Here is a 21,626-nt window from a genome sequence, read left to right as displayed (position 1 = left end):
AGGGTCCGACGGGCTGCTGTGGGCTTCTCGTGGACCGCGTCTGGCGCCCTGCGCTGCCAGACCGGCGACTCTTTCATCAATGGCACCCCGAGCAGGAGTGCGCCCACGCCCACTTCCGGCTGCCGAAGGCAGCCCGCAACGGCGCAGGCACCGCCTTCGGTTGCCCGCCTCACGCTCTGCGCCGAGCGCGCCGCGCCGGGGTAATCTGACCCGCGTGCGGCCCAGTGCGTTGTTTCCCTCCGTTGCCGGACACCTCGACGTGCCGTCCGGCTTCGACGTGGACCCCACAGACCCGAGCAGTGTGGCGCTACTGCTGGCCCACATCCGGCTCCGGCAGGATGCGCTCCAGGACACCCCTCACGCTTGGGAGCACTTCACCAGGCGGCTTCTGAGTGACCTTCGAGGTGTGCCACTCGTCGCTCCCCATGTACCCGAGGGAGCACGTGTGGTCCTGGCTCTCGGCATCTGCTGGGCTCCCGCGCGCCTGGCATTCGAGTGCGCGCACCCCCTGGCCACGTGGGAGTGGCTGCACCGAGCGGTTGCCACATCAGACGACAAGGACGGATCGGTCGACATAGACATGGGCCCGGTCGACCGTGCCCTGAAGGACCCGCGCTGGGGCACGTCCGTGGAGCGATGCGTCCTCTTGCTGGCGCCGATGGTGTTCTACCTCGCCCATCACCACAACACGGCCGAACACCTGGCTAAGGGTTTCCGTGAGCCGGCTTTCCGTCTCTGCATGCGAAGCTTGCCAACCGGAAACCAGCACGTGGCGGAAGCTGCCCTCTACCTGGCGCAGTACCTGGTCTCGCAAGGCCTGCGCCGGCCAGCAAGCCTCTTGGGTCACGCGGTGGAGCTTCTTCTCTTGGCCAACCCTGCTCATCCCCTCGCGGCAGCCATCGCTGTGTACTTGGCCGGGGCGCGGCCCCCGGTGTCCCATCGCGACCCCGACGCGATCGCGAGGTGGGCGCTGCAGCACGTCCCCATGAATCCCTACACCGCCCTGGCCTTTGAGGTACAGCGGTTCCTCGGTGAGCCCGAAGGGGAGGCCCTCCTGCCTGAGCTGTTCCAACAGGTGCAGGCAGTCATCACCATGGTGGAGAGCGAGGACGATCCGGCGCAGGTGTCACGCGATCGAGGCGTCGTCTTCTCCATGCTGGGCCAGCTCCAGTACCGACTCCTGCAGTCGGGTGACGCCACGCACCTCACCCAGTTGCTGAGCGCATGGCGGGGTGTGCCGGCGGGTCAAGCTCGCACGGACCGGTGTCTAACGCTGGCGAACGCCGGCAGCAAGGTCTGGTTCCGGCCAGGGTCGGCTCCGTCACCGGATCTCCCGGACTCCGCCAGCCGCCTCACCGCAGCATTCAACAAGGCCTTGGGGCACGCCCTGGTCACTCGCGGCCTCGACGACACCGCACTGACAACTCCTGCCACCGGGCGCAAAGACGCTACGTACGCTGAGGAGTTGAGCGACGCTCTGCACGCCCATCTCGACGTGGCGGACCTGGCTGAATTCTCCTCCAGAGAAGGCGCCGCCGCCTTCATCTCGCTGCTGCCGCATTTGACCCCGGTGCAGGCTCTGCTGGCCCGTGCTCGAGGTCCGGTTCTTCCTCTGGCAGTCAGTCTGCGCGCGCCGCTGCCGGACCGGCCTGTGGAGCGCGTGCAGCTGTGGTGCGGCGACGCTCCGTCTGCTCATGTGGAGGCCGCGGTCGTGGAGACGGTGTTCTCCTACGCGGGTATGAGCGTCGACGTGATGACGGGCGCCGACCTCACCCGCGACCGGTTCCTCGCCGAGTTCCAGCGTGACGACTACGACGTTATCTGGGTCGTCGCGCACGGATCACACCCCCTCTACGCGCCTGACCGCGCCGCCGTCGTGCTCAGCGACACCGAGCATATCTTTCTCGACGACCTCGCCCGCGCGCCCCTGCTACCGGCCTCGACCCGGCGCCTCGTGGTGTTCAACACCTGCGACAGCGCGGCCGCCGACACTCAAGGCCCCTACGACGACCGAGGCATCGCCCGTTCCATAGTGGGCCCCGGCCAAGCAGTCATTGGGCATCTATGGCCGGTCGACGGATACGCCGCCACGGTGTTCGGTGCCCTCCTCGCGATCGAACTCGCCGACGGAGGTTCGTTCGCCGATGCGTTCGCCAACGCGCTTCGTGATCTCCAGCAGGACTGGTTCGCTGTGGCCCGCCAACTCGGCGACCGCGGCATCGGGGCCTTGGTAGCCGAGCCCCTGGACGGATTCAGGCAGCCCAGCATCTTCGACTGGGGAAGCGCCGCCTTCCTGGAATAGGCTGCGCCGAAAGACTGCCTGTCGAAGTCTTCTCCATCCGAAGCCGCCAGTTCCGGCAGGGCCAGTGAAGGCTGCGTCGGCCGCCTGGAGCGCGCATCCAGGTTTGGCAGCCGGCGCCGTCACTCACCCAAGTTCGACGCGTGACCGTCGGGATGTGCGTTTACCCAGGAAAGTCCGCCGATGTCGAGATGTGCGCGGGCGCGGGTGACGGCAACGTAGGCAAGGCGGGCTTCGCTGTCGTCGATGGGTCCTGGGATCGGCCGGCCCTGGCTGTCCTGCTGATCGGTGTCTTTGGGCGGGAAGTCGTCGGCGACTTGACCGCGTGCCCATTCGCGGGGCCTTTGGCCTTGTGGGCGGTGGAGAGGGTGACCTGAGCGTCCTCCTCGGCGCTGAGGCGGCTGACCGCTGTCAGGATGGCGGCGGTTCCGTGGGCGTCGACGAGGTCGACCAAGGGCTGGAGGTCGCGTCCGGAGAGGTCGTGGGCAGCGTAGTCCTGGACAGTTCCTCAGGTGGGGAAGAGGACGAGTACGGGCACGGTGTCGGACGTCGGCGCCTTCGCCCGCCCATTCCAACTCCAACCCGGCCAGCCACTGAAGCCCGGCCAGTTGGCATCGGCCAGCAGACCATGCAGGACGCCCTCGGGCAGGCGGTGCGCAGCTGCTCGGCCGACCAGTCCTCAGCGAGCTTCTCCGCGTCGGAGCCGAGCTCCTTCTCCTTCCCATCGTGGTGCTTCTGGGCGGCGCGGCAGGCCACGTCGGCGATCGTGAGGATCAGCCGGACTGACATCGCCGCGGCTGCCTGGGCCGCCTCCGCCAGGGCTCCAAGAGAACGGCTCACCGGACAGCGGCGCGGCAGTAGGCGTGGCCATGGTGGAGGCTCCTTCGTGCGGGTCAGCACGAGCGCCCCGGGCCGGGTCCGGGTCTGGGCCGGGGGGCGGGCGCGATCCGGTGTGCGGTCAGGGGTCGTACTCCCGTATCGGGCGGAGCCAGGTCGGGGCCACGCCCGGTGGCGGGCGTCACCCGTACGGTGCGCGGCGTGATCCGGGAGGGTGGCGGCAAGGCGGGCTTGGAGGAGGCGCTCGGCCTGAGGGCTGGGGCGGAGCGGGGACCGCTTGGCGGTGTTCAGCCGTACGGGGCGCGGAGGTCGGAACGGTGGGAAACCGCCGCTTCGGGCGGCCGGTTGGTCTCCCCCGGTTCTCATGCTGTCCGCGCGGCCCGGACTGCGGGGCTGACGTTGTGTCACGGGCCGGTACCGGACCGAACGGATCGGAGACGTGTTGCCGGGGCGGGGCGATGATGTGCTCCTGAGTTCTGGGCAGGGCAGGGGGCGTGGGGTGGCGGGTAGCAGGCGTGCGGCCAGGGTGGGTTCGGCGGTGTCGGGGAGTTCGGCGGCGATCGCGTTCCTGGTGGCGATCGTGACGAACTACGTGACCGCGCAGCCGCCCAAGTGGGCGGAGAACACCGTCCTGGTGTGGTCGGTGTTCACGGCGCTGGCCGTGGTCTCGCTCGGGCTGTTCTTCTGGGAGCGGCGTCTGGCCGCCGGAGCGCCGGACGGTGGTGTGCGGCCCGTGGCGCTGGGGCGGATCGCCGTGGGCGGACACTCGATGAACCCGCCTACGGTCTCGGCACGGGTGCGGGGGCGCGAGGCGGAGCTGGAGCGGATCGAAGGCCTGGTGCGGGGTCCCGGCGGGGGCATGGTCGTGGTGTGCGGGGCCGGAGGCCTGGGCAAGACCACGCTCGCCGCCGAGGCCGCGGCGCGGGCGCGGTCCGAGGGGCGGGTGGTGGTGTGGATCCGGTGGCGTGATGACCCTGACCAGCTCGGGCAGGACCTCGCCCAGGCCGCCCATATCCTCGGCCTTCCCGAGTCGCGGCTGGAGGAGGCCCGCACGGGCCGGGTCTCGCTCGTCGACGCGGTTTGGGAGCACCTGGCTACCGTGGAGGGGTGGCTGATCGTCGTCGACAACGTCGACACCCCGGCCAGGGTCGGGCCCGGGTCAGGGCCGCCGGCCGCCTACCGGGGGTGGCTGCGCCCGCACGGAGGCGGACTCCTGCTTGTCACGAGCCGGGACACCACCCGGCAGACCTGGGGGCCGGACGCCGACCTGATCCACCTCCAGCCCTTGGCAGACAACGCGGGCGGAGCTGTGCTCCTGGACGCCGCGCCGCACGCCGGGACCGAAAATGAGGCCGAGGCCTTGGCGGCCCGGCTGGGCGGGTTCCCGCTCGGGCTGAACGCGGCGGGCACTTTCCTGTCGGTTCCCACGAGCCGGCACCGGACGTTCACCGCCTACCAGCATGCACTGGCCACCGAGTTCGCCGACCTGCTGGGCGCCGATCACCCCGCCGCGGCCACCGACCTCGCCGTCGCCCGCCGCGTCGTGCGCACACCTGGGGCCTCTCCCTCGACCAGCTCCACAGCGACGGCTACGCCCTCGCCCGCCCTGTCCTGCAGCTCCTCGCTCGCCGTCGCCGCGGAGCTCAACGGACGCCCACGCAAAACGCTCGGCTGGGAAACCCCAGGCGAGCGCCTGCATAAACTACTCGCCGTCTAACACAACCAATCGCGTGTTGCGACGATCCCTAGAAACTGCCCAGCCTGACGGGGCTTCATTTGCGAGCGCTACGAATGTATCGCTCGCCCAGCCAGTTCCCATAACACCATTCGGAGGACTCGAATCCTACAGGGTTACGGGCGGTGAAAAATTTGAGGGCCTTAATTGTTTCACCCTTTTTCAGGGTACCTTTCTGCTTTAACCTTGATGGATTCACCGTCGTATATCTCGTCTGGATCCACGTAGCGCCCGGTCGACATGAGGACAGACTCCGGGAGCATAGTCGCTTCATCCCCGATGAGGACAGCATAGATCCTCTCGTCGACGCCTTGACTCTTGCCCAAGATCGCCCCTGTGGCGCCAGCAACTCCGAGTTCTACAGTGTGGTTTGTTTCGAGAACTGTGACGACTTCATCGAAGTCGAACTCCCTCACCTATGAGTCACCTCCCCATGCGGGTCCACATTGACGTGGCGATTATCGCGAGAGAGCCAACCGATCTTCTCCCGCCCTTGACGCGACAACTGAACATCCCACTCAAAAGGATGCCCCTCGGTACGCGAGGGCCCCACTGTCCACTCGTTACCGAATCGATCAATATATCCACCGCTACGACCTCGCGGCAAGGGGTTCGCGGGATTATAGCCCTTCGGGGGCACATATCGAATGCGACCTTGGTTTGGCAGACCGAATTTCTCCCCGGGACCGGCTGCACGCATCCTTGCCTTGACAGTCCAACAGTCGCTGTTGTGAACGAGGACCGGAGTCTGCCCCGCCAGCACATAGTACGTGTGCATGTCGTCGACGGTCAGATTGTACGTGCGCGCCTGCTGGTTGTAACTCCGGTTCCCTGTGACTGTCGCCGTCCCACCTGAGTCGGTGAGCAGTGTCATGCCGGGCTTGAGTTGGTCCGCTTCGATCCAGCGGTTTGCAGACGGGGACCAGAAAGGGTGCTCGTGCGTAGCAGTGAGCATGCTGGCGCCGGCTGTCGAAGTTATCGAGAGCTCATTGAAGTGCTTGTCGTCTTCCGTGACGATGAGGGCCGCGACCCGGCGAGCTCCCGTTTTCCCTGTCTCGGGGTCCGCGGCTCGGACCTCGTCTCCCGGTTTCACATCCTCGATGTTCTTTGTTGTGCCGTCGGCCATCAGGACTTCGGTTCCTGCGAGGAAGCATTTCCCGCAGCCGCCGCGGCCGAGGATTTTGGCCACGATGGCTTGGAAACCTACGTTCCCGCAGATGGGGCATGTCTCAGGTTCGGGAATTTTGTCTACATGCTTCCAGCCGTCATAGAACTTTCTGAACTCATCGCATCCAGGACCGAAGCTTTTGCCGCATTGCGAACGCAGGAATAGTTCCGTATTGAGCTCAATGCTCATTTCGGGCTGGTAGTACTGCCACCTCGTCACCATTCCGAGGAGGTTCGTCAGATCTCTCTTCTTACCGACGTACAGGTGAATTGCTTTCGCCGGCGGAAGATGTGCCTCTCCGTCACCAAGGTTGGTGGTCGGCAGGTGCGAATTGTCGATTCCGTCATCTGGGTTTGTGTTGATCGGGAACCCGGGGTCGGGCTTTCCGCCGCTCTTACCTCCGTCGTCCGGCTCGCAGCGCCCGTTTCCGGGGTCCATGCACAGTCCGCTGGGGTCGGAGTAGGTGACCGGGTTGTTGTTGGAGTAGGTGTAGCCGTGCATCTGCTGGGCGTCGGCTATGTCCATGACCGGGTCGACGCTGATGAAGCGGCCGGTGGCAGGGTCGTACTCGCGGGCGCCCAGGTGCGTGAGGCCGGTATCGGTGTCGCGGGTTCCGCCCACGAAGCCCTTGTCGCCGGCCCAGGTCGTCGGCTCGCCGCCACGGGGCGCTCCGAAGATGGTGCTTTGGCGCCGGGTGACTGTCTGGTTGCTGTCGGCGGTGACCTGGGTGGTGCTGGTTCCGTTGTGGTCGCTGATCAGGAAGGTGATCTTTCCGCCGGTGCGTATGGCTGCTGTTTCATCGGCGGCGGTGTAGTAGCGGGTGCCGGTGACCTTGCCGGCCTTGTCGAGGTGGAGTTCGTTGCCCTTGGGCAGGTAGAGCGTGGTTCCGGTGGAGTCTCGGCGAATGATGCGCTGTCCTGTTGTGTCGTAGAGGTAGCTGGTGGTGTCGGTTACCTCGGTGACGGATGCGAGGTGGCCCTCAGCGTCCCACTTCAGGTTCTGGGTGGCGTCGTTGCCGATCTTCCGGGTTTCGGTGTTGCCCGCGGCGTCGTAGGTGTAGGTCTCGGTGCGGGCAGCGGATCCGCTCTGCGTGATGCCGGGCAGGTTGTGCGTTCCGGTTTCCGGCGCGGCGTAGGTGCGGACGGTGTCGGTTGCGGGTCCTGCGGCGGCGGTGTGCTGGGTTTCGGTCTTTCGGTTGCCTACGGCGTCGTAGGAGTACGAGGTCCAGTACGGGTCTGGGCCTCCGACCGTGGTGGCGGTTGCGGGCGCGGCACAGTTGTCGGTTGCGGTCCAGGCTTCGGTGATGCGGCGCAGGGTGTCGAGTGCGAAGCACTGGGTGTCGTTGAGGGCGGTGGCGTCCTGGCCGGTTGTGGTCTGGATGCGTTTGATGTTGCCGGCGGGGTCGTAGGTGTAGCGGACGTCGTCGATGCGCTGGGGGGTGACCTCGCGGTCGGTGAAGGAGCGTGTCAGCGCGCCGGTGTGCTGGTCGTATTCGTTTGTCTTCCACAGGTGTTCGGCGAATGCTCCGAACTGCTGCTCCGCGGGGCGTCCGTAGTGGTCGTACTTGACTGTTGCCAGGAGTGTGTCGTCTCCGGCGGAGACTGACATGGGCAGGCTGGATCCGTAGGCGTAGGCGTTGATGACGTCCTCTTCCGGGAGGCCGCCGGCGGCTGGTTGTGCCGTCTCCATGAGCTGCCCGGTGTGGGGGTTGTAGACGTCGGTCCAGGCGTAGGTTCCTGCCAAGGCGCCTTCGGCTGCCGGGATCGTGACGGTGGTGCCTACAGGTGCGTAGGTGGCGTTGTAGTTGATGATGGTGCTGGTGTAGGCGTCGGCCCCGTTGTAGCGGGTGGTCTTGTAGAGCTGGCCGAGGCCCTTGGTGGCCTTGTCGTACTCCCAGGAGGCGCGCTTGGTGGTGCCCTGCATCAGGGCTATGGGGCGTCCCAGCTCGTCGTAGTCGGTGTGCAGCGTGATCTTCTTGCCGTCGGTGACGTCTGTGGCGCGGCCGCCCTTGTCGTAGGCGGTCGTGGTCTCGCCCTTGTCGGGGTCGTCCATGTAGTCCTGGCGGCCCGCTGCGTCATAGCCGTAGACCCATTTGGCGCCTGAGGGGTCGGTGACTTGTTCCAGGCGGCCTAGCTTGTTGTAGGTGTACTTCGTCGACTGGGATGCGGTGCGGTCAGCGTTGGTGTACTGCTTCAGTTCCGTGGTCCGGCCCAGGGCGTCGGCTACCGTCGTGGTGGCGGTTCCTCCGGCCGGGGGCACGACGATGGTGGTGTCTCCGGTGTATGCGGTGGTGGTGCGCTTCGTTTCGTCACCGAACTTCTTCGCGATTACGGCGGTGACGCGGCCTGCTCCGTCGAAGAGGGTTTCGGTGGCGGAGGGGTAGTTGAGTTCCTGGCCTGTGACGGGCACCGGCTCAGCGGGTCCGGTGGCGTAGTAGACGCCCGAGTTGCGCCAGGCCTGTCCGCGGCTGTCGTAGAAGGTCTCGGTGATCAGGCGCCCGGCGTCGTCCGGGGACGGTGCTTGGGTTTCGATCTCCCGCATGAGCCCGTCGTAGAAGGTGTACGAAGGCTGGTAGGCGCCATTGTGGTTGAGTGCGGTGGCGGTGACGAGGACGGGGCCGTCGTTACGGATCTGGTAGGCGAAGGTCTGGCTGGGGCTGGCTGGGTAGGTCACTGCGGAGCGGGTGGGCTGCCAGACCTTGGTCACCCGGCCCAGGGGGTCGTAGGCCGCAGAGGTGACACGGGCATTGGCGTCAGTCACCTTGAGCGGCTGTCCGCGCAGAGGATCGAGCTCAGTGGTGATGGTGTGGCCGAGCGGGTTGACGACCCGCTTTTCGGTCGGTGCCTGGCCTGTGGGGGGGTGTAACTCGTTTTCGTCGTCTTGCCGTATACGTCGGTGACGGAGAGTGCCCGGCCGTAGGCGTCGAAGTCGGCTACGGGCGTCGATCCCACGGTTTCGTAGCCGGTGCCCGCCCCGTTGATGGTCTCGACCTTGGTGGTGTTCCCCTTGGTCGGTGCGGCGGTCAGCGACGTGGCCCCGTCGTAGTAGGTCCGCAGATCACTGATCACGCCGTCGGCGCCCGGGTCAGCGGCCCCGCACAGGGTGGCAACCGTCCTCTGCTGCGCGACGAGGCTGAGCAGATTGGTCGCGGTGTTGGCCGCGTACGTCGTGGTGGAGCACTTCTCGTCGTTCGTCTTGGCCGTGTCACCCGTTTCTGACTCCGTGGTGACTTGCCCGTACTTGTTGAAGGTCCGCGTGATTGAGGTCTTGTATTCCCCTGTAGCGGTCTTGGTGCGTGTCTCGTCCTTCTCGGTACCGCTGAGGTATGCCTGCAGGTCGGGCAGGCCTGTGCGGGGCCGGCTGGCCGTCACTGCGGAGCGCCAGGGTGTGTAGGAGATGGCTGAGACGAGTTTGCTGGTGTCGTCGCCGTTGTAGGTGATGGTTTCGCGGGTTCTGCCGGCGAACTGTTCCCGGTCGGTGACCGCTACACCGGCGGAGTCTTTGACGGCTGCCCCGTCGACTCCGCGGAAGTACCGCGTTTCGGTCAGGGTCGGGCCCTCTTCGGTTCCGCCCTTGCGTGTCTGCACGCGGCTGTAGCCTCGCGCGACGGAGAAGGTTCGGTCCTTTTCCTTGGTGAATTCGTCGGTGCTCTTCGTCCAGGCTGCACCGTCGAGGTAGGTGTACTGGGTGGTGGTGTCGGGCGTTTCGGTGACGTTGTCACCCTCGAGAACCTTGGTCACCACGTAGGAGTTGAACCAGTCCTCCTTCGCGGTGTCCCCTTCGAAGGCCCACTTGACCGGGTAGCAGCGTGTTTTGTTGGTCTCGTCCGAGGGAGGCAGGGTGCTCGCGGTGCAGCCGGGCTGGGAGTACTCGGCTCCGACTGTGCCGCCGCTCTCGTTGGTGACCTGGTACATGCGCAGGCGGATGAAGGGTGCGAGGCCGTCGCCGGTCTTGTCCACGCGGTTTGCCATCTGGACGCCGGCGAAGGTGATCGGGGGCAGGGCGGTGCTGCCTCCTGCTTTTCCGGTGTGTTGGATGGACTCGAGCCACATCGGGGTGGAGATGCCGTCGCCTGATGCGGGGAAGCCCTGCTTGAGCGTCCAGGTGTCGACCGGTGCGTAGGAGCCGCCGGTGAGGAGGCTGGTGCTGATGCTGGTGAGCCTCTTGCGGGACCAGAAGCTTGGCGAGTACTGGTCCTTGCAGTCGGTCGCGTCTTCCTTGCAGTACAGGTCGAAGGGGACATCAGGCCAGTTGGCTGCGTTGGCTGCGTTGAACGTCCCGCAATTGGTCAGGCAGCGCTCGGCCACCCCGAAGTCGACGCGAGCCATGGCCTTGGCGGTGTAGAGACTTTCGTCTCGCAGCCCGTACTCGATGTGGTCGAGGTAGCCGGCGCGCTTGTAGGGGGTGGCGGTTGCGGTGCCGGTGGTGGTGGAGACGTTGCGGCCGTAGTTGTTGTTCTCGGTTTTCCAGTAGTACGCCATCGCGTTGCCGTGGGGGTCGACTACGTAGTCGAGCTGCCAGCGCCAGGCTTGCTGGCACCAGGCGGAGGCGAAGGACGCGTTGTAGCAGGGTTCCCCTGTTTGGTTGCCGAAGACCGGCATGGTGAGGGTAGAGTTGGTGAGGGGGTCGTCTGCTTCGGTTCCGTGGTCGCTCCAGCCCTTGAGCTTGTTGAGCCCGAAGAAGTACTGGGTTCCGTCGGTGGCCGTGATCTTCCAGTGTTCGCCTACGCCGTCGACGCCGACTGTTCCCTTGTCGCCGTTGTCTGCACCGGTGAGCTTTTCGACCTTTTCGCCATTGTCCTGCTCAGGGTGCCAGCCTTTGGCAGCGTCGTAGATGAGTTCGGTGGTCTTGCCGCCGAGGGACAGGACAGCGTTGTTGTTGTACCAGCACTGGTCGCCGACCTTGGTAGCGCTGCCCTCGTCCTTGTCGTCGTCGCACGACTTGTAGCGCCGTTCGATGTATCCGGGCTCCATCGACCAGCCGTCGCCGATCCACCCCGCTTGGTTGTTCGAGGCTGCTGTCCGCCCGTCGACGCTCTGGGAGGAGTAGCTCAGCTCGACCTTGGGCACAAGGTCGCCCGGCACCGCGGGCATTCCGATGTTCGTGGACCAGTTGAAGGATCCGGTCGAGTTGCCGGCGTTCCAGGCGCCCGACGGCTGCAGGGAGGTCGCCTTGAAGCTGCCGGAGCTCCCTTCGGCGCCGGCGACGGCGGCCAGGACCACGGGGGTGGCGCCCGTCGCTGTGGCTGTTGCGCTGAGTGTCTTACGTTCCGTGTCGTTCGAGGATTTCAGCGGCTGAGCGTTGCGGCACTCGTCTTTTTGCGGTGTTGTCAGCGAGCAGTTGGGCAGCTGGACCAGCCGCAGTCGGGCTGCCCAGTCTCCGCCGTAGGCGTCTTTGAAGGTGTCGTAGTCGACCGTGACCTTGACGGACTGCTTCTGTGCCGTCGTCTTATCAGGTGTCACGGAGAGCAGCAGGCCGTCGACACCCGCCTGGTCTGCCTTTGACCGGCTTGCCACTGCCACCCTGAGTTTGGAGGGTGCGCTGGTCTTGGCACGACGTTCTGTTCTCTTGGCAGGCGCGAGGGAGACGGGGAGCCGGCCTGCGGGCGCAGCTTTCGCCTTGGCGGGATCCAGCACGACGTCGGCGCTGGCCGCGGTGGGCCAGACGACGTCGGGTGAGCGCCATGGGGAGCGCTCGGCGTCGTTCTTGCGCTTGTTGGACTCGAATTTGACGGGTTCTACCGGCACGGCTTTGGGTTGCTTTATTGCTGCGCGGGAGGTCGTTGGGATCGCGTCAGGGTCTGATGCGTTTGCGACTGCGGGCAGTAGCCCCAACAAGAGTGCAGCGGACAATGGCGCAGCCATCAATGACCTGCCGAACCAACGCATGACCCACCCCTTGCCCACCCCGTGAATGACCGTCGGAAACTAACAGAGCCTTCACGAAAAAGTCACTGCCCCCCCTCTTGCGCGCACGAGCAAAGTGGCACAGGAAGGGGCATAGGGTGCAAGTTCGTTGCGGTTGAACCGTGTTGGCGGCGACCCGGTTTGGGGCTTTTCTGGCAGCAAGTGCCCCTATTGATTAATTGCATTAATGATCACTGCTTTAGTTGCTTAGGTGCGTATTTCCTTCGGCTGTTGACCCGGCAGAGGGCGGCTATATGGTCTGGGGCGAAAATCCTTTACTCCTGGGGGGAGCGAAATGAGTCGATTTACGAGACGGGATAGGCGAAGGCCCACACCTCTCTTTCAAGCCATATCTTTGGCTTTGGTGACAACCTTCGGGGCGGTAGGCGTGGTGGTGCCCGTCGGCTCCGCGTCTGCCGCACCGCACCTGTCTGCCGTGGCGGATACGCCTCTGGACGACGGCTCGGTCAGCGAGGAGGACAAGGCGCTTCAGGCGGCGAAGTCCACTGGAAAGCCAGCTGAGTTGGAATCTGCACGCACCGAGACGTCTGACACCTGGGCGCTGCCTGACGGCTCCTTCTCCGTGAAGCGCTACGGCTCGGCCGTGCGGCTGCTGCGGGATGGTGCGTGGGTGGCGACGGATCCGAGCCTGATGTTCGCGGCGGACGGCTCGGTCGTCCCGAAAGCGTCCACGGTGAGCGTCACGTTTTCAGGGGGCGGGTCAGGCCCGCTGCTGTCCGGGGTGAAGGACGGCCGCACCCTGACGCTGTCCTGGCCCACTGCGTTGCCCAAGCCTGTTCTCGCGGGGAACGTGGCTACCTACAGTGAGGTGCTGCCCGGCGTCGATCTTCAGCTCAAGGCAGAGGTGGAAGGGTTCTCCCAGCTGTTCGTGGTCAAGACTCCCGCAGCGGCCGCCAACCCCGCTTTGAGCAAGCTGACCTACCAGATGAAGACTGTCGGGCTGACTGTCTCCAAGGACGCCGAGACCGGAAGCCTGGCTGCCGTCGACCCGGCCGGCCAGACCGTTTTCACGAGCCCCACTCCCCTGATGTGGGACTCGACTACGGCGTCGTCAGCACCTTCCGCCAGGTCCTCGCTCAGCTCGCAGGAGAGCCCTCTTCCCTCTGAGCTGTTCGAACCGCCCCCCGGGTCGACCGACGCGCAGATGGAAACCACTGTCGGGTCCGACACCATCGAGATCAAGCCTGACCAGGCGCTCCTGCAGGCGTCCGACACCACCTACCCCGTCTTCATCGACCCCTCGTGGGCGTGGGGCAAGAAGGAGAACTGGACCCGGATCTACAAGGAGTACCCCAACTCCTCCTTCTGGAACGCGAACGAAGTGGCACGCGTGGGGTACGAGGCCCAGACCTGCTGCCAGAACCGGGTCTCACGGTCCTTCTTCCAGATCGACACGGACAACATCAAGGGCGCCCTGGTCAAGTCCTCGACGTTCCGGATCAAGAACGTCTGGTCCTGGTCGTGCCAGGCCCGGGAGGTCGAGCTGTGGCACACCACGCCGATCTCGAAGAAGACGACCTGGGCCAACCGTCCCGATGAGATCGGGGCCGCCCCGCTGAAGACGGTGAACGACTCCAAGGGGTGGAGCAACGACTGCGGCGCCGGCAACCTCGAGTTCGACATCACCTCCAAGGTGCGCGAGGCGGCTGCAGGCAAGTGGTCGAGCCTCACGCTGGGCCTGTACGCCGCGGACGAGGAAGACACGTTCGGCTGGAAGAAGTTCGACCCCAAGACCGCAGTCCTGGAGACCACCTACAACAACCCGCCCAAGACCCCCTACGGCCTGGGCACGAACCCGAAATCGTCCTGCTCCTCGGGCGGTCTCATCGGCAACACCAGGGTGAGTGTCCACGCCACCGTGGACGACCCGGACGCAGGCAACCTCACCGCTCAGTTCCAGGTCTTCTCCACCGGCAGTACAACAGCCGTGGTCGATCAGTCGCTTTCGGCGCTCAAGAAGCGTGTCGTGACGCTGCCGGTAGCCGATGGGAAGCTTCCCACCGGTTCCTACACCTGGCGAGTACGGGCGAAGGATGCCGACGGTGCCACTTCGGCGTGGAGTGCCACCTGCAAGTTCTCCGTGGACCGCACGCGCCCCGGGCTGCCGCCCACGATCACTTCGAAGGACGGGATCTTCCCTCCGGGTGACAGCGGCTGGCCGGCAGTGACCGGCAAGGCCCGCCAGACTGGCTGGTTCACCCTGGGCGCCAACGGAGTGACGGACGTCGACCACTACGTGTGGTGGACGGACTCCGAACCGCAGATCAGTGAGGCGGATCCGGGCGTCCCGGTCCCCGTGCTCCCGCCGGGGTACGGCCCGCACTTCGTCTACGCGTACAGCGTCGACAAGGCCGGCAACAGGTCCGACACCGCAAGCTACGTCTTCTACGCCACCCGCTCCGCGCAGCGTGACGCGCCGGGCGATCTGAACGGCGACGGGAACAAGGACCTCTGGAGCATCGACTCCAACGGCACCCTGCTGACCTACTCCGGTCAGCAGAACGGCACGTTCGCCTCAGCCGCCAACGGCGGGCAGGCATTCGCCGACGCTCAGGTGACCTACCGCACCGACTGGGGCCAGGACGGCTACACCGATCTGGTCGCCCTCGAGTACGACACCGTGGCCAAGCGGAAGAACCTGTGGACCTACACCAACAACGGGCTCGGCATCGCCACCACGGACTACGAGGAGGGCAAGCAGGCTCTGACCGTCAAGTGCCCTGTAATCGACGAGGACTACGGCTGCGTCGGCGAGCCCGGGTGGACGGGTAACGACCACTGGAGCGACGCGGACCAGATCGTCACCCCGGGCGACATCAACGCCGACGGGAAGCCAGACCTCCTGGTCAAGCAGGGCAAGCTGCTGTGGGCCTACTACGGCAGTTACACCAAGCGGCTGAGCACACCCGTTCTCGTGGGAGCCAGCGACTGGGACAAGTACACCGTCATCGCTCCCGGCGACCTCAACGGTGACGGCGTCGCTGACCTGTGGCTCCGCGACAACGCATCAGGAGACATGTACCGGGCGCTGGGCCGCAAGGGAGAAACCGGAATCCTTGACCCCACCACCTGGGGCAACGCTGCCAGCCGCGTGAAGATCGGTGTGGGCTATCCTGCCTCCCTCTACCCGATTATCGACTCCGTGGGCGACGTCACCGGCGACGGCCTGGCTGACCTCTGGGGCCGCAAAACCGACAACACCATGATCGGCTGGCCGGGCAAAACCCCCGGCGCGGACAACATGTCCTTCGCCTCCTACTTCTCCATCGACGGCGCTGTAGGCGGCACACGCATCCCCGCCGGCACCACCCTTGCCAGCGGGCAGTCCTACACTTCCCGCTCCGCCACCCTCACCATGCGGTCAGACGGCGACCTCGCCATCACTTCCAAGTCCGGCAGCGTCCTGTGGTCGACCAAGACCGCAGGAAATGTCGGAGCCAAAGCCGTCATGCAGGCCAGCGGCAACCTTGTGGTCGTCGGAGCAGACGGCAGCACCGTTCTGTGGGACTCCAAGACCACTGGCGCCGAGGGATACGCCGTCCTCCAGGACCGTGGCAGCCTCGTCATCCACAACGTCAGAGGCCAGTCGCTGTGGAGCAGCGGCACAGCTCAGCGGCATGACTACAACGGCGACGGCCGAAGCGACATGGCTGACTGGTACGACCATGCAGACGAGTCGGACACGATCCATACTTTCCTGACGAACTCTGACGGAACGTTCAAAAACCCGCTCACTGGGTGGAACGTGCCAACAGGGTGGACGGCAAGCAGGATGAAGCGCACGACGGGCGATTTCAACGGCGACGGAATCGGTGACGTGGCCGCTGTCTACGGCTATGCCGATGGGCAGGTCGCCCTGTGGACGTGGCTGGGAAGCACGAGTGGTAAGTTCTCAGCGCCCTCCAAGTCGTGGCAGGTAGCGGCCGGCATGTGGAGCTTTGCTCGGATGACGGTCAGCAGCGGCGACTTCAACGGTGACGGCAGGGATGATGTCGCGGCTTGGTACGACTACGCCGACGGCCGGGACACGCTGTGGACCTTCACCGCGAATGTCCGGGGCGGCTTCAACGCTCCGTTCGAGTCGATGACCCGCCCAACCGGCGGCTGGGAAGCTTCCCGGGACAAGCCAGTGGCTGGAGACTTCAACGGTGACGGCCGGGACGACATTGCCGTCTTTCATGGCTACACGGACGGCAGCAACAAGATCTGGACGTTCCTCGCCACACCCACAGGAGGCTTCAGCAATCCTGTCGGTTCATGGGGCAGTGCCACGTGGGGCAGTTGGGACCGGACGTCGGTACATGCCGGCGACTTCGACGGGGACGGCCGGGACGACATCGCCGCCTGGTACGACTACGCCGACGGACATGACAGCATCTACGTGTTCCCGAGCAGCGCGACGGGCGCGTTTAGCTCCGTGGCAGAGGCGTGGACCACGCCTCCGGACAACATGTGGCGAGACCACATGTCGATCGTCATCGGCGACTACAACGGGGACGGCCTCGACGACCTCGGCGCTCTCTACGGCTACGACGACGGCAGCATCAAGGCGTGGACATGGTCGGCGACAGCGGGACGCAAGTTCGCCAAGCCGGTGAGCAGCTGGGGCGTCACTTCTGGCTACAGCTACCCACGGTCCTACGTGATTGAGCGATACGGAAGCTGACTGAACGGGTGGTGGTCCTCCACGGAGGGCCACCACCCCGGGACTCAACGCGCCTCTGGCCCCCGAACTTCGTGACCAGCGGGCCCCGGCGTGTGTCCCATAACACATCGCAACAATGACTCGGCATGGGCATTACATACATATGATGAACGACTGTTGACTGGAAGCACCCAAGAGGTTTCGTTGCTCACCGGTCACACCTTGAATCGACGCGAGAGGCGTGAGGCCTGGCGTCCAGGCCTCGGAGCTTTCCTGTGTCGAAGGTGACCCGTCGTACCGCACTGGGGGCTATCAGTCTCGGTGCAGTCGGCTTCGTCGGCTATCAATTGCGCGAACAGGCCGGACCTCTTCCCACGCGTCCGGCAGCGCGAACCGGCAACAACCCCGTCGTTCGGGAGAACACGGCCATCGGCTCGGACCAGTGGCCGCTGGGACGTGACGGCCTCAAGGGCGTGACCGATGATCTTGCGCAGGTCCAGGGCTACGCATCAGCGACCTCGGTCGGCCACGGCGAATCTATCGATTTCCATATCGCCTCTCATACCGCACAGAATTGCACCATAGCGGTCTACCGCATCGGTCACTACGCAGCTGTCGGTGCCAGGCATCTCCTGACCAGCGAGCCGGTGAAGGTCAAACCGCAGAAGAAGCCTGACACGCAGCCGGCGACCGGTCTCATCTCCTGCGACTGGCCGGTCTCCTGGACGCTGGAGATACCGAAAACGTGGGTGTCGGGGATATTCCTTGCCGTCTTCACCTCCCAGGACGGCCACCGCAGCTACACGCCCTTCGTCGTGCGGGACACCGCCCGCCACTCCGATGTCCTGATGGTCGTCCCCTTCACCACGTATCAGGCGTACAACATGTGGCCGCTCGATGGTCGTACGGGGAAAAACCTGTACAAGGGGTACACCGCCGACGGTGAGATAGGCGGCAACCCGGAACGCGCCTTCAAGGTCTCTTTCGACCGGCCGTACATGCAGCTCGGCCTGCCCCGCTGGTTCGACATGGATATGAGCGCGGCACGGTGGGCGGAGAGCTCCGGCTACGACATCACCTATGCCACCAGCGTCGATCTGCACGAGGGACGCATCGACCCCTCGCAGTACACCGCGATCGTCTTCTCCGGACACGACGAATACTGGTCCAAGGAGATGCGCGACTGCGCCGAGAGCGCCGTGGACGCCGGAACCCACCTGGCGTTCCTCGCCTCAAACAACATCTACTTCCACATACGTCTCGAGGCAGGCACCGAAGACCGGCCCTCCCGTGTGGTGACCTGCTACAAGGAAGCCCCAGACCCGGAACCAGGCGAAGCCGGCCCGACCGTGCGATGGCGCCACCTCGGCAAAAAGCACCACAAAGCCGAACAGCGCCTGATGGGCGTCCAGTACAACGGCATCCTCGCGAAACCCGTCCCCCTGGTGGTCAGCGAGAGCAAGCACTGGTTCTGGTCAGGAACGGGCCTGCGGGACGGAGACGAAATACCTGACCTGATCGCCGTCGAAGCAGACGGTTTCAACCCCGCGATGCCCCAGCCCGCCGACACCAAGCAGACCCTGCTCGCCGCATCCCCCTACGTCGACAGCCGCAACCGGGGCCGCGCCGTGCAGAACACCAGCCTCTGCGAGAACCACCAGGGGACCCTCGTCTTCGTCGCCGGCACCTTCCACTGGCCGCTCGCTCTTAACGACTCCAACCACCGCAACCCGCACGTCCAGCGAGCCACCGGCAACCTCATCACTCGCATGCTGGAACCTCGCAATAGGCCATAGCAGGACTGGCTCTGTCGGAACGACAGCAGTCGTTCACAGGTCTGGAAGGCACTGAGGTCAAGATCGGGGGCTTGCCCAGCTCACCGTGAACCACGGAATTCTCGGTGAGCGCCCGCCAGCGTCGGATAGATCAGCGCGCCCTGCAACAAGGCGAACGACCCTGCTCAACCACCGGCGAACAAGACCTCGTCCTCCTGCCGGAGATCGATGGTCAAGTCGTTGAACCGGGCGAGCGCACGTGTGAAGCTTCCCCTTGATCGTGGACACCTGGAGACTGGGACCTGAGGTTCCAGAGGGAAGTAGCGCCAGGTGGGAAGCAAGTACACGAAGCGGTACACCGAGGAGTTCAAGCGGGACGCGATCGCGCTCGTCGACTCCTCGGGCAAGACGGTCACCGCCGTCGCCCGGGAGCTGGGCATCAGCTCGGAGTCCCTGCGCGGCTGGTGCCGCCGGGCAAGGGCGGACCGGGGCGAGGGTGCGCCGGGCGAGCTCACGACGGCCGAACGCGAAGAGCTCAAGCGGTTGCGTCGGCAGAACGCCGAGCAGGCCAAGACGATCGAGGTGCTACGAAAAGCCGCGGTCTTCTTCGCGAAGGAAAGCGATCGGTGAACGAGACGTATGCGTTCATCGAGGCGGAGAAGACCACCCACGGCGTCGCTCTCCTTTGCCGGCTGCTCAAGGTGGCCCGCTCCTCCTTCTATGCCTGGCTCGCCGCGGCTACGAACCGCGCGGCCCGCAAGGCCGCCGACGATGCCCTGGCCCACGAGATCACCGTCATCCACGTCGCCTCCCGCCACACCTACGGGGTCCCTCGCGTCCATGCCGAGCTGCGGCGTCTGGGACGATGCGTGAACCGCAAACGGGTCGCCCGCCTGATGCGCGAGCACGGCATCCAGGGAGCCCACCGCCGCAGGCGACGGTCGCTGACCCGGCCGGACAAGAAGGCGAAGCCGGCCCCCGATCTGATCGGCCGCGACTTTTACGCCGAGACACCCGGCACGCAGCTGGTCGGCGACATCACCGCCCTGCCCACCGGCGAGGGCTGGCTCTACCTCGCCTGCTGGCTCGACCTGGCCACCCGCGAGGTCGTCGGCTATTCGATGGCCGGCCACCACCGCGCCGACCTCGTCGTCGACGCGCTGAAGATGGCAGCCGGACGCGGTCGCCTACAGCCCGGTTGCATAGCGCATTCGGACCGCGGCAGCGAATACACCAGCAGCCTCTTCCGCCACTACATAAGCGATTTGGGCCTCCGACAGAGCTGCGGACGCACCGGATCTTGTTTCGACAATGCCGCCGCGAACAGTTTCTGGGCCCTACTCAAAGAAGAGATCGGCACCCGGCTCTGGCCCGACCGGGCCACCGCTCGCGCCGAGGTCTTCGACTTCATCGAGACGTTCTACAATCGCCGCCGCCTGCGCAAGCACAAGGCCTTCGGCTACCTCACCCCGGCCGAGACCCGACAGCGGCACCAACACGACCTCGCAGCATAAAGATCGAGTGTCCAGGATCACGGGGAAATTTCAGCTGGCTCTGTTCACGACTTGCGGACAGCAGTTGTCACCATCTCGGGAGGCAGGCGGATCGGCCCCGAGGCCATGTTCATGAGAACGGGAGGCACCATGTCGTCCGGCCTCCTTGGGGTCGCCGCGCTCCGTCCATGCCTCCGTTCACGGCCCTTCCTCCAACCGTTGGATCGTCCTCCAGCGCGGGGCGTCGTCATCAGGGACGTCCGGGGACGCGAAGTGGAAGGGCACGCGAAGGTGGTCGGCGAGCGCCCGGCCGGCCTCGGCGGCGACAACACCAGGAGGAGGGCCGTCGGATCGGTGGTAGACAGTCGCCAGGTGGCCCTCCCCATCTGGGGCGTCCAGCACCGCGACCAGGAGCACGAACCAATCGTGCACTGTATCGCCGTCCCAGAGCGCCTCCACCGCCGTCACACGGCCTGGGAGAGCCGCGGCGCGGGCTGCGAGCGAGGGGAGATCCAGCGGATCAGGCGGCGTGCGCTGCACACGGTCGCCCAGAGCCTCGTATCGCGCGTGGACCACCCGCTCGGCTTCATGCAGGCCAACCCCCAGCGGGCGCAGCGCCTCCCAGACGGACCTGACCGCCGACAGTCGGCGGTCGCGCAGCACGTCGGCATCGACCTCTCGGCGGGTCCGTTCCTCCAGGTAGACCCACCAGCCGCTCACCGGGCCACCAGCCGGGATCTCAGGGTGCACGTCATGGGTTCGAACGTACGCCAGGACTCGGTGCCCACCCCGGCCGCCCTCTTGGTGGTGCTGTCGAATCTCGGGTTCTGGCTCAACTTCCGTGATGGGAACACGCTGAGTGATGGTTGGAGGATGGTGTCCTGCCCCGCTGCTTCCCTGATGACGGATTACTGCACCATTTTGATCGCGTTCAAATATGCTGGGGGTTCGGTCGGTGAGGGGCCGTGAGGGGCGGGTGTCCGGGGGTATGGGGAGGGGCTGGCGTGAGTCGACACTTGTGGTGCTCGATCGCCTTCATTGGTATGGCGGTAGCCCTGACGGTGTCCTGCGGGTGGGCTGCGAGGATCTATGCCACAGAGGTTTCAGTGGATCAAGTTGAGGGGCGATGGACCAGCAGGGCTGGTGCGTCGCTGACCTTCCATGAGGATCACACCTTCGTTGCCGAGCACTTCGACGAGCTGCCCGTCGCGTCGGACTGCGGGAGCCCTTCGGCGCTGACATCTGGCCGATGGACCTTCTATGCCACGGCTGATGCCGACCAGCCCAATGATGCTGAGGAGACGACCACACGCGGCAGCGTCCTGTCGATAATCTTCTCCGCCGGCGACTGCGAGGTGCTCGTCTATCTCTTCGGTGACGAAGACGACCCGTCGATGTGTCCGACTGGGTACCCTGATGCCGGCTGTCCTAACGATGGCTATCTGCACCGACATCCACCTTGGAAGCAGCCGTAACTCGGCAGGTTGGCCCAGGCAAGCAGTATCGTTTCCGCAGCCGGGGGAGCAGATAGTGCCGGATCAGGCAACGTTTGCCCTGTTGTGATGTGACGCGCCGTCCGGGTGCTGTGCCGGGCGGGGCGTGTCGGTCACTCTGTCCGGGTGGCGATACGAGTGCAGGTCCGTGAGATTGATGACGAGGGGCGGCGGCTGCTGCGGATCATCCGCAGGGGCACCGGGTCGGTGGTGACCTGGCGACGGGCCCAGATGGTGCTGCTGTCCGCGCAGGG

At 65.5% G+C, this 21,626-nt stretch carries 11 protein-coding genes and 3 pseudogenes; 9 read left to right on the top strand and 5 right to left on the bottom strand.

All coding sequences use genetic code 11. The annotated features are described in order from the left end of the window. Positions 1-445 precede the first annotated feature (445 nt). Positions 446-2,302 (top strand): CHAT domain-containing protein, encoded by a 1,857-nt coding sequence (locus OO67_RS34550; protein ID WP_033305802.1) that lies wholly within the window; start codon positions 446-448, stop codon positions 2,300-2,302. Positions 2,303-2,421: 119 nt separating this feature from the next. On the opposite strand, the pseudogene OO67_RS40330 reads toward OO67_RS34550, so the two are convergent. Next, positions 2,422-2,834 (bottom strand): annotated as a pseudogene (locus tag OO67_RS40330) (3'-5' exonuclease); the annotation flags it as partial. 1,071 nt (positions 2,835-3,905) lie between these two features. Here OO67_RS40330 and OO67_RS40710 point away from each other — a divergent pair. Further along, a pseudogene (locus OO67_RS40710) lies at positions 3,906-4,211 on the top strand (AAA family ATPase); the annotation flags it as partial. An 812-nt stretch (positions 4,212-5,023) separates the two neighbouring features. Here the strand turns inward: OO67_RS40710 and OO67_RS34535 are convergent. Genes OO67_RS34535 through OO67_RS40315 form a run of 3 tightly spaced genes read right to left on the bottom strand, consistent with a single transcriptional unit; the run spans position 5,024 to position 11,786 of the window. Then, entirely contained in the window at positions 5,024-5,287 is a 264-nt protein-coding gene (locus OO67_RS34535; protein WP_033305799.1) for an Imm31 family immunity protein, read from the bottom strand. After that, positions 5,284-8,799 carry a polymorphic toxin type 17 domain-containing protein gene (locus tag OO67_RS40320; RefSeq protein WP_051710230.1) on the bottom strand — a complete coding sequence of 1,172 codons (3,516 nt, stop codon included), beginning with the start codon at positions 8,797-8,799 and terminating at the stop codon, positions 5,284-5,286. Before OO67_RS40320 ends, OO67_RS34535 begins: the two co-directional genes overlap by 4 nt. Beyond that, a complete protein-coding gene (locus OO67_RS40315; protein ID WP_051710227.1) occupies positions 8,796-11,786 on the bottom strand; it encodes a hypothetical protein in 2,991 nt (996 codons plus the stop codon). Before OO67_RS40315 ends, OO67_RS40320 begins: the two co-directional genes overlap by 4 nt. Before the next feature lie 523 nt (positions 11,787-12,309). On the opposite strand from OO67_RS40315, the gene OO67_RS38425 reads away from it, so the two are divergent. The 4 genes from OO67_RS38425 to OO67_RS34510 all read left to right on the top strand — a co-directional run bounded on the left by OO67_RS38425 (position 12,310) and on the right by OO67_RS34510 (position 19,900). Then, entirely contained in the window at positions 12,310-16,632 is a 4,323-nt protein-coding gene (locus OO67_RS38425) for an FG-GAP-like repeat-containing protein (RefSeq protein ID WP_157841778.1), read from the top strand. Between the two features lie 263 nt (positions 16,633-16,895). Continuing rightward, on the top strand, positions 16,896-18,407 hold the full coding sequence (locus OO67_RS34520) for a N,N-dimethylformamidase beta subunit family domain-containing protein (protein ID WP_244300457.1): 1,512 nt from the start codon (positions 16,896-16,898) through the stop codon (positions 18,405-18,407). 309 nt (positions 18,408-18,716) lie between these two features. After that, positions 18,717-19,016 carry a transposase gene (locus OO67_RS34515; RefSeq protein ID WP_033305797.1) on the top strand — a complete coding sequence of 100 codons (300 nt, stop codon included), beginning with the start codon at positions 18,717-18,719 and terminating at the stop codon, positions 19,014-19,016. Beyond that, entirely contained in the window at positions 19,013-19,900 is an 888-nt protein-coding gene (locus OO67_RS34510) for an IS3 family transposase (RefSeq protein WP_033305796.1), read from the top strand. The genes OO67_RS34515 and OO67_RS34510 overlap by 4 nt, the downstream gene beginning before the upstream one ends. Before the next feature lie 177 nt (positions 19,901-20,077). Here the strand turns inward: OO67_RS34510 and OO67_RS37495 are convergent, their stop codons facing one another. After that, entirely contained in the window at positions 20,078-20,599 is a 522-nt protein-coding gene (locus tag OO67_RS37495) for a hypothetical protein (protein WP_078598502.1), read from the bottom strand. A gap of 33 nt (positions 20,600-20,632) precedes the next feature. Here OO67_RS37495 and OO67_RS37490 point away from each other — a divergent pair, with 33 nt between their 5' ends. The 3 genes and pseudogenes from OO67_RS37490 to OO67_RS40705 form a co-directional block, all read left to right on the top strand. Further along, the gene (locus tag OO67_RS37490; RefSeq protein ID WP_078598500.1) at positions 20,633-20,848 is read left to right on the top strand and encodes a hypothetical protein; all 216 of its coding nucleotides are present in this window, start codon (positions 20,633-20,635) and stop codon (positions 20,846-20,848) included. 35 nt (positions 20,849-20,883) lie between these two features. Next, complete coding sequence (locus OO67_RS34500; protein WP_033305794.1) at positions 20,884-21,354, top strand: hypothetical protein; 471 nt, start codon at positions 20,884-20,886, stop codon at positions 21,352-21,354. Positions 21,355-21,498: 144 nt separating this feature from the next. Next, positions 21,499-21,626: pseudogene (locus OO67_RS40705) on the top strand (IS630 family transposase); the annotation flags it as partial.

This window comes from Streptomyces atroolivaceus, assembly GCF_000717025.1.
GTDB lineage: Bacteria > Actinomycetota > Actinomycetes > Streptomycetales > Streptomycetaceae > Streptomyces > Streptomyces atroolivaceus.
Note: the sequence above shows the minus strand (reverse complement) of the source record. Positions and strands in the feature narration are given on the sequence as shown.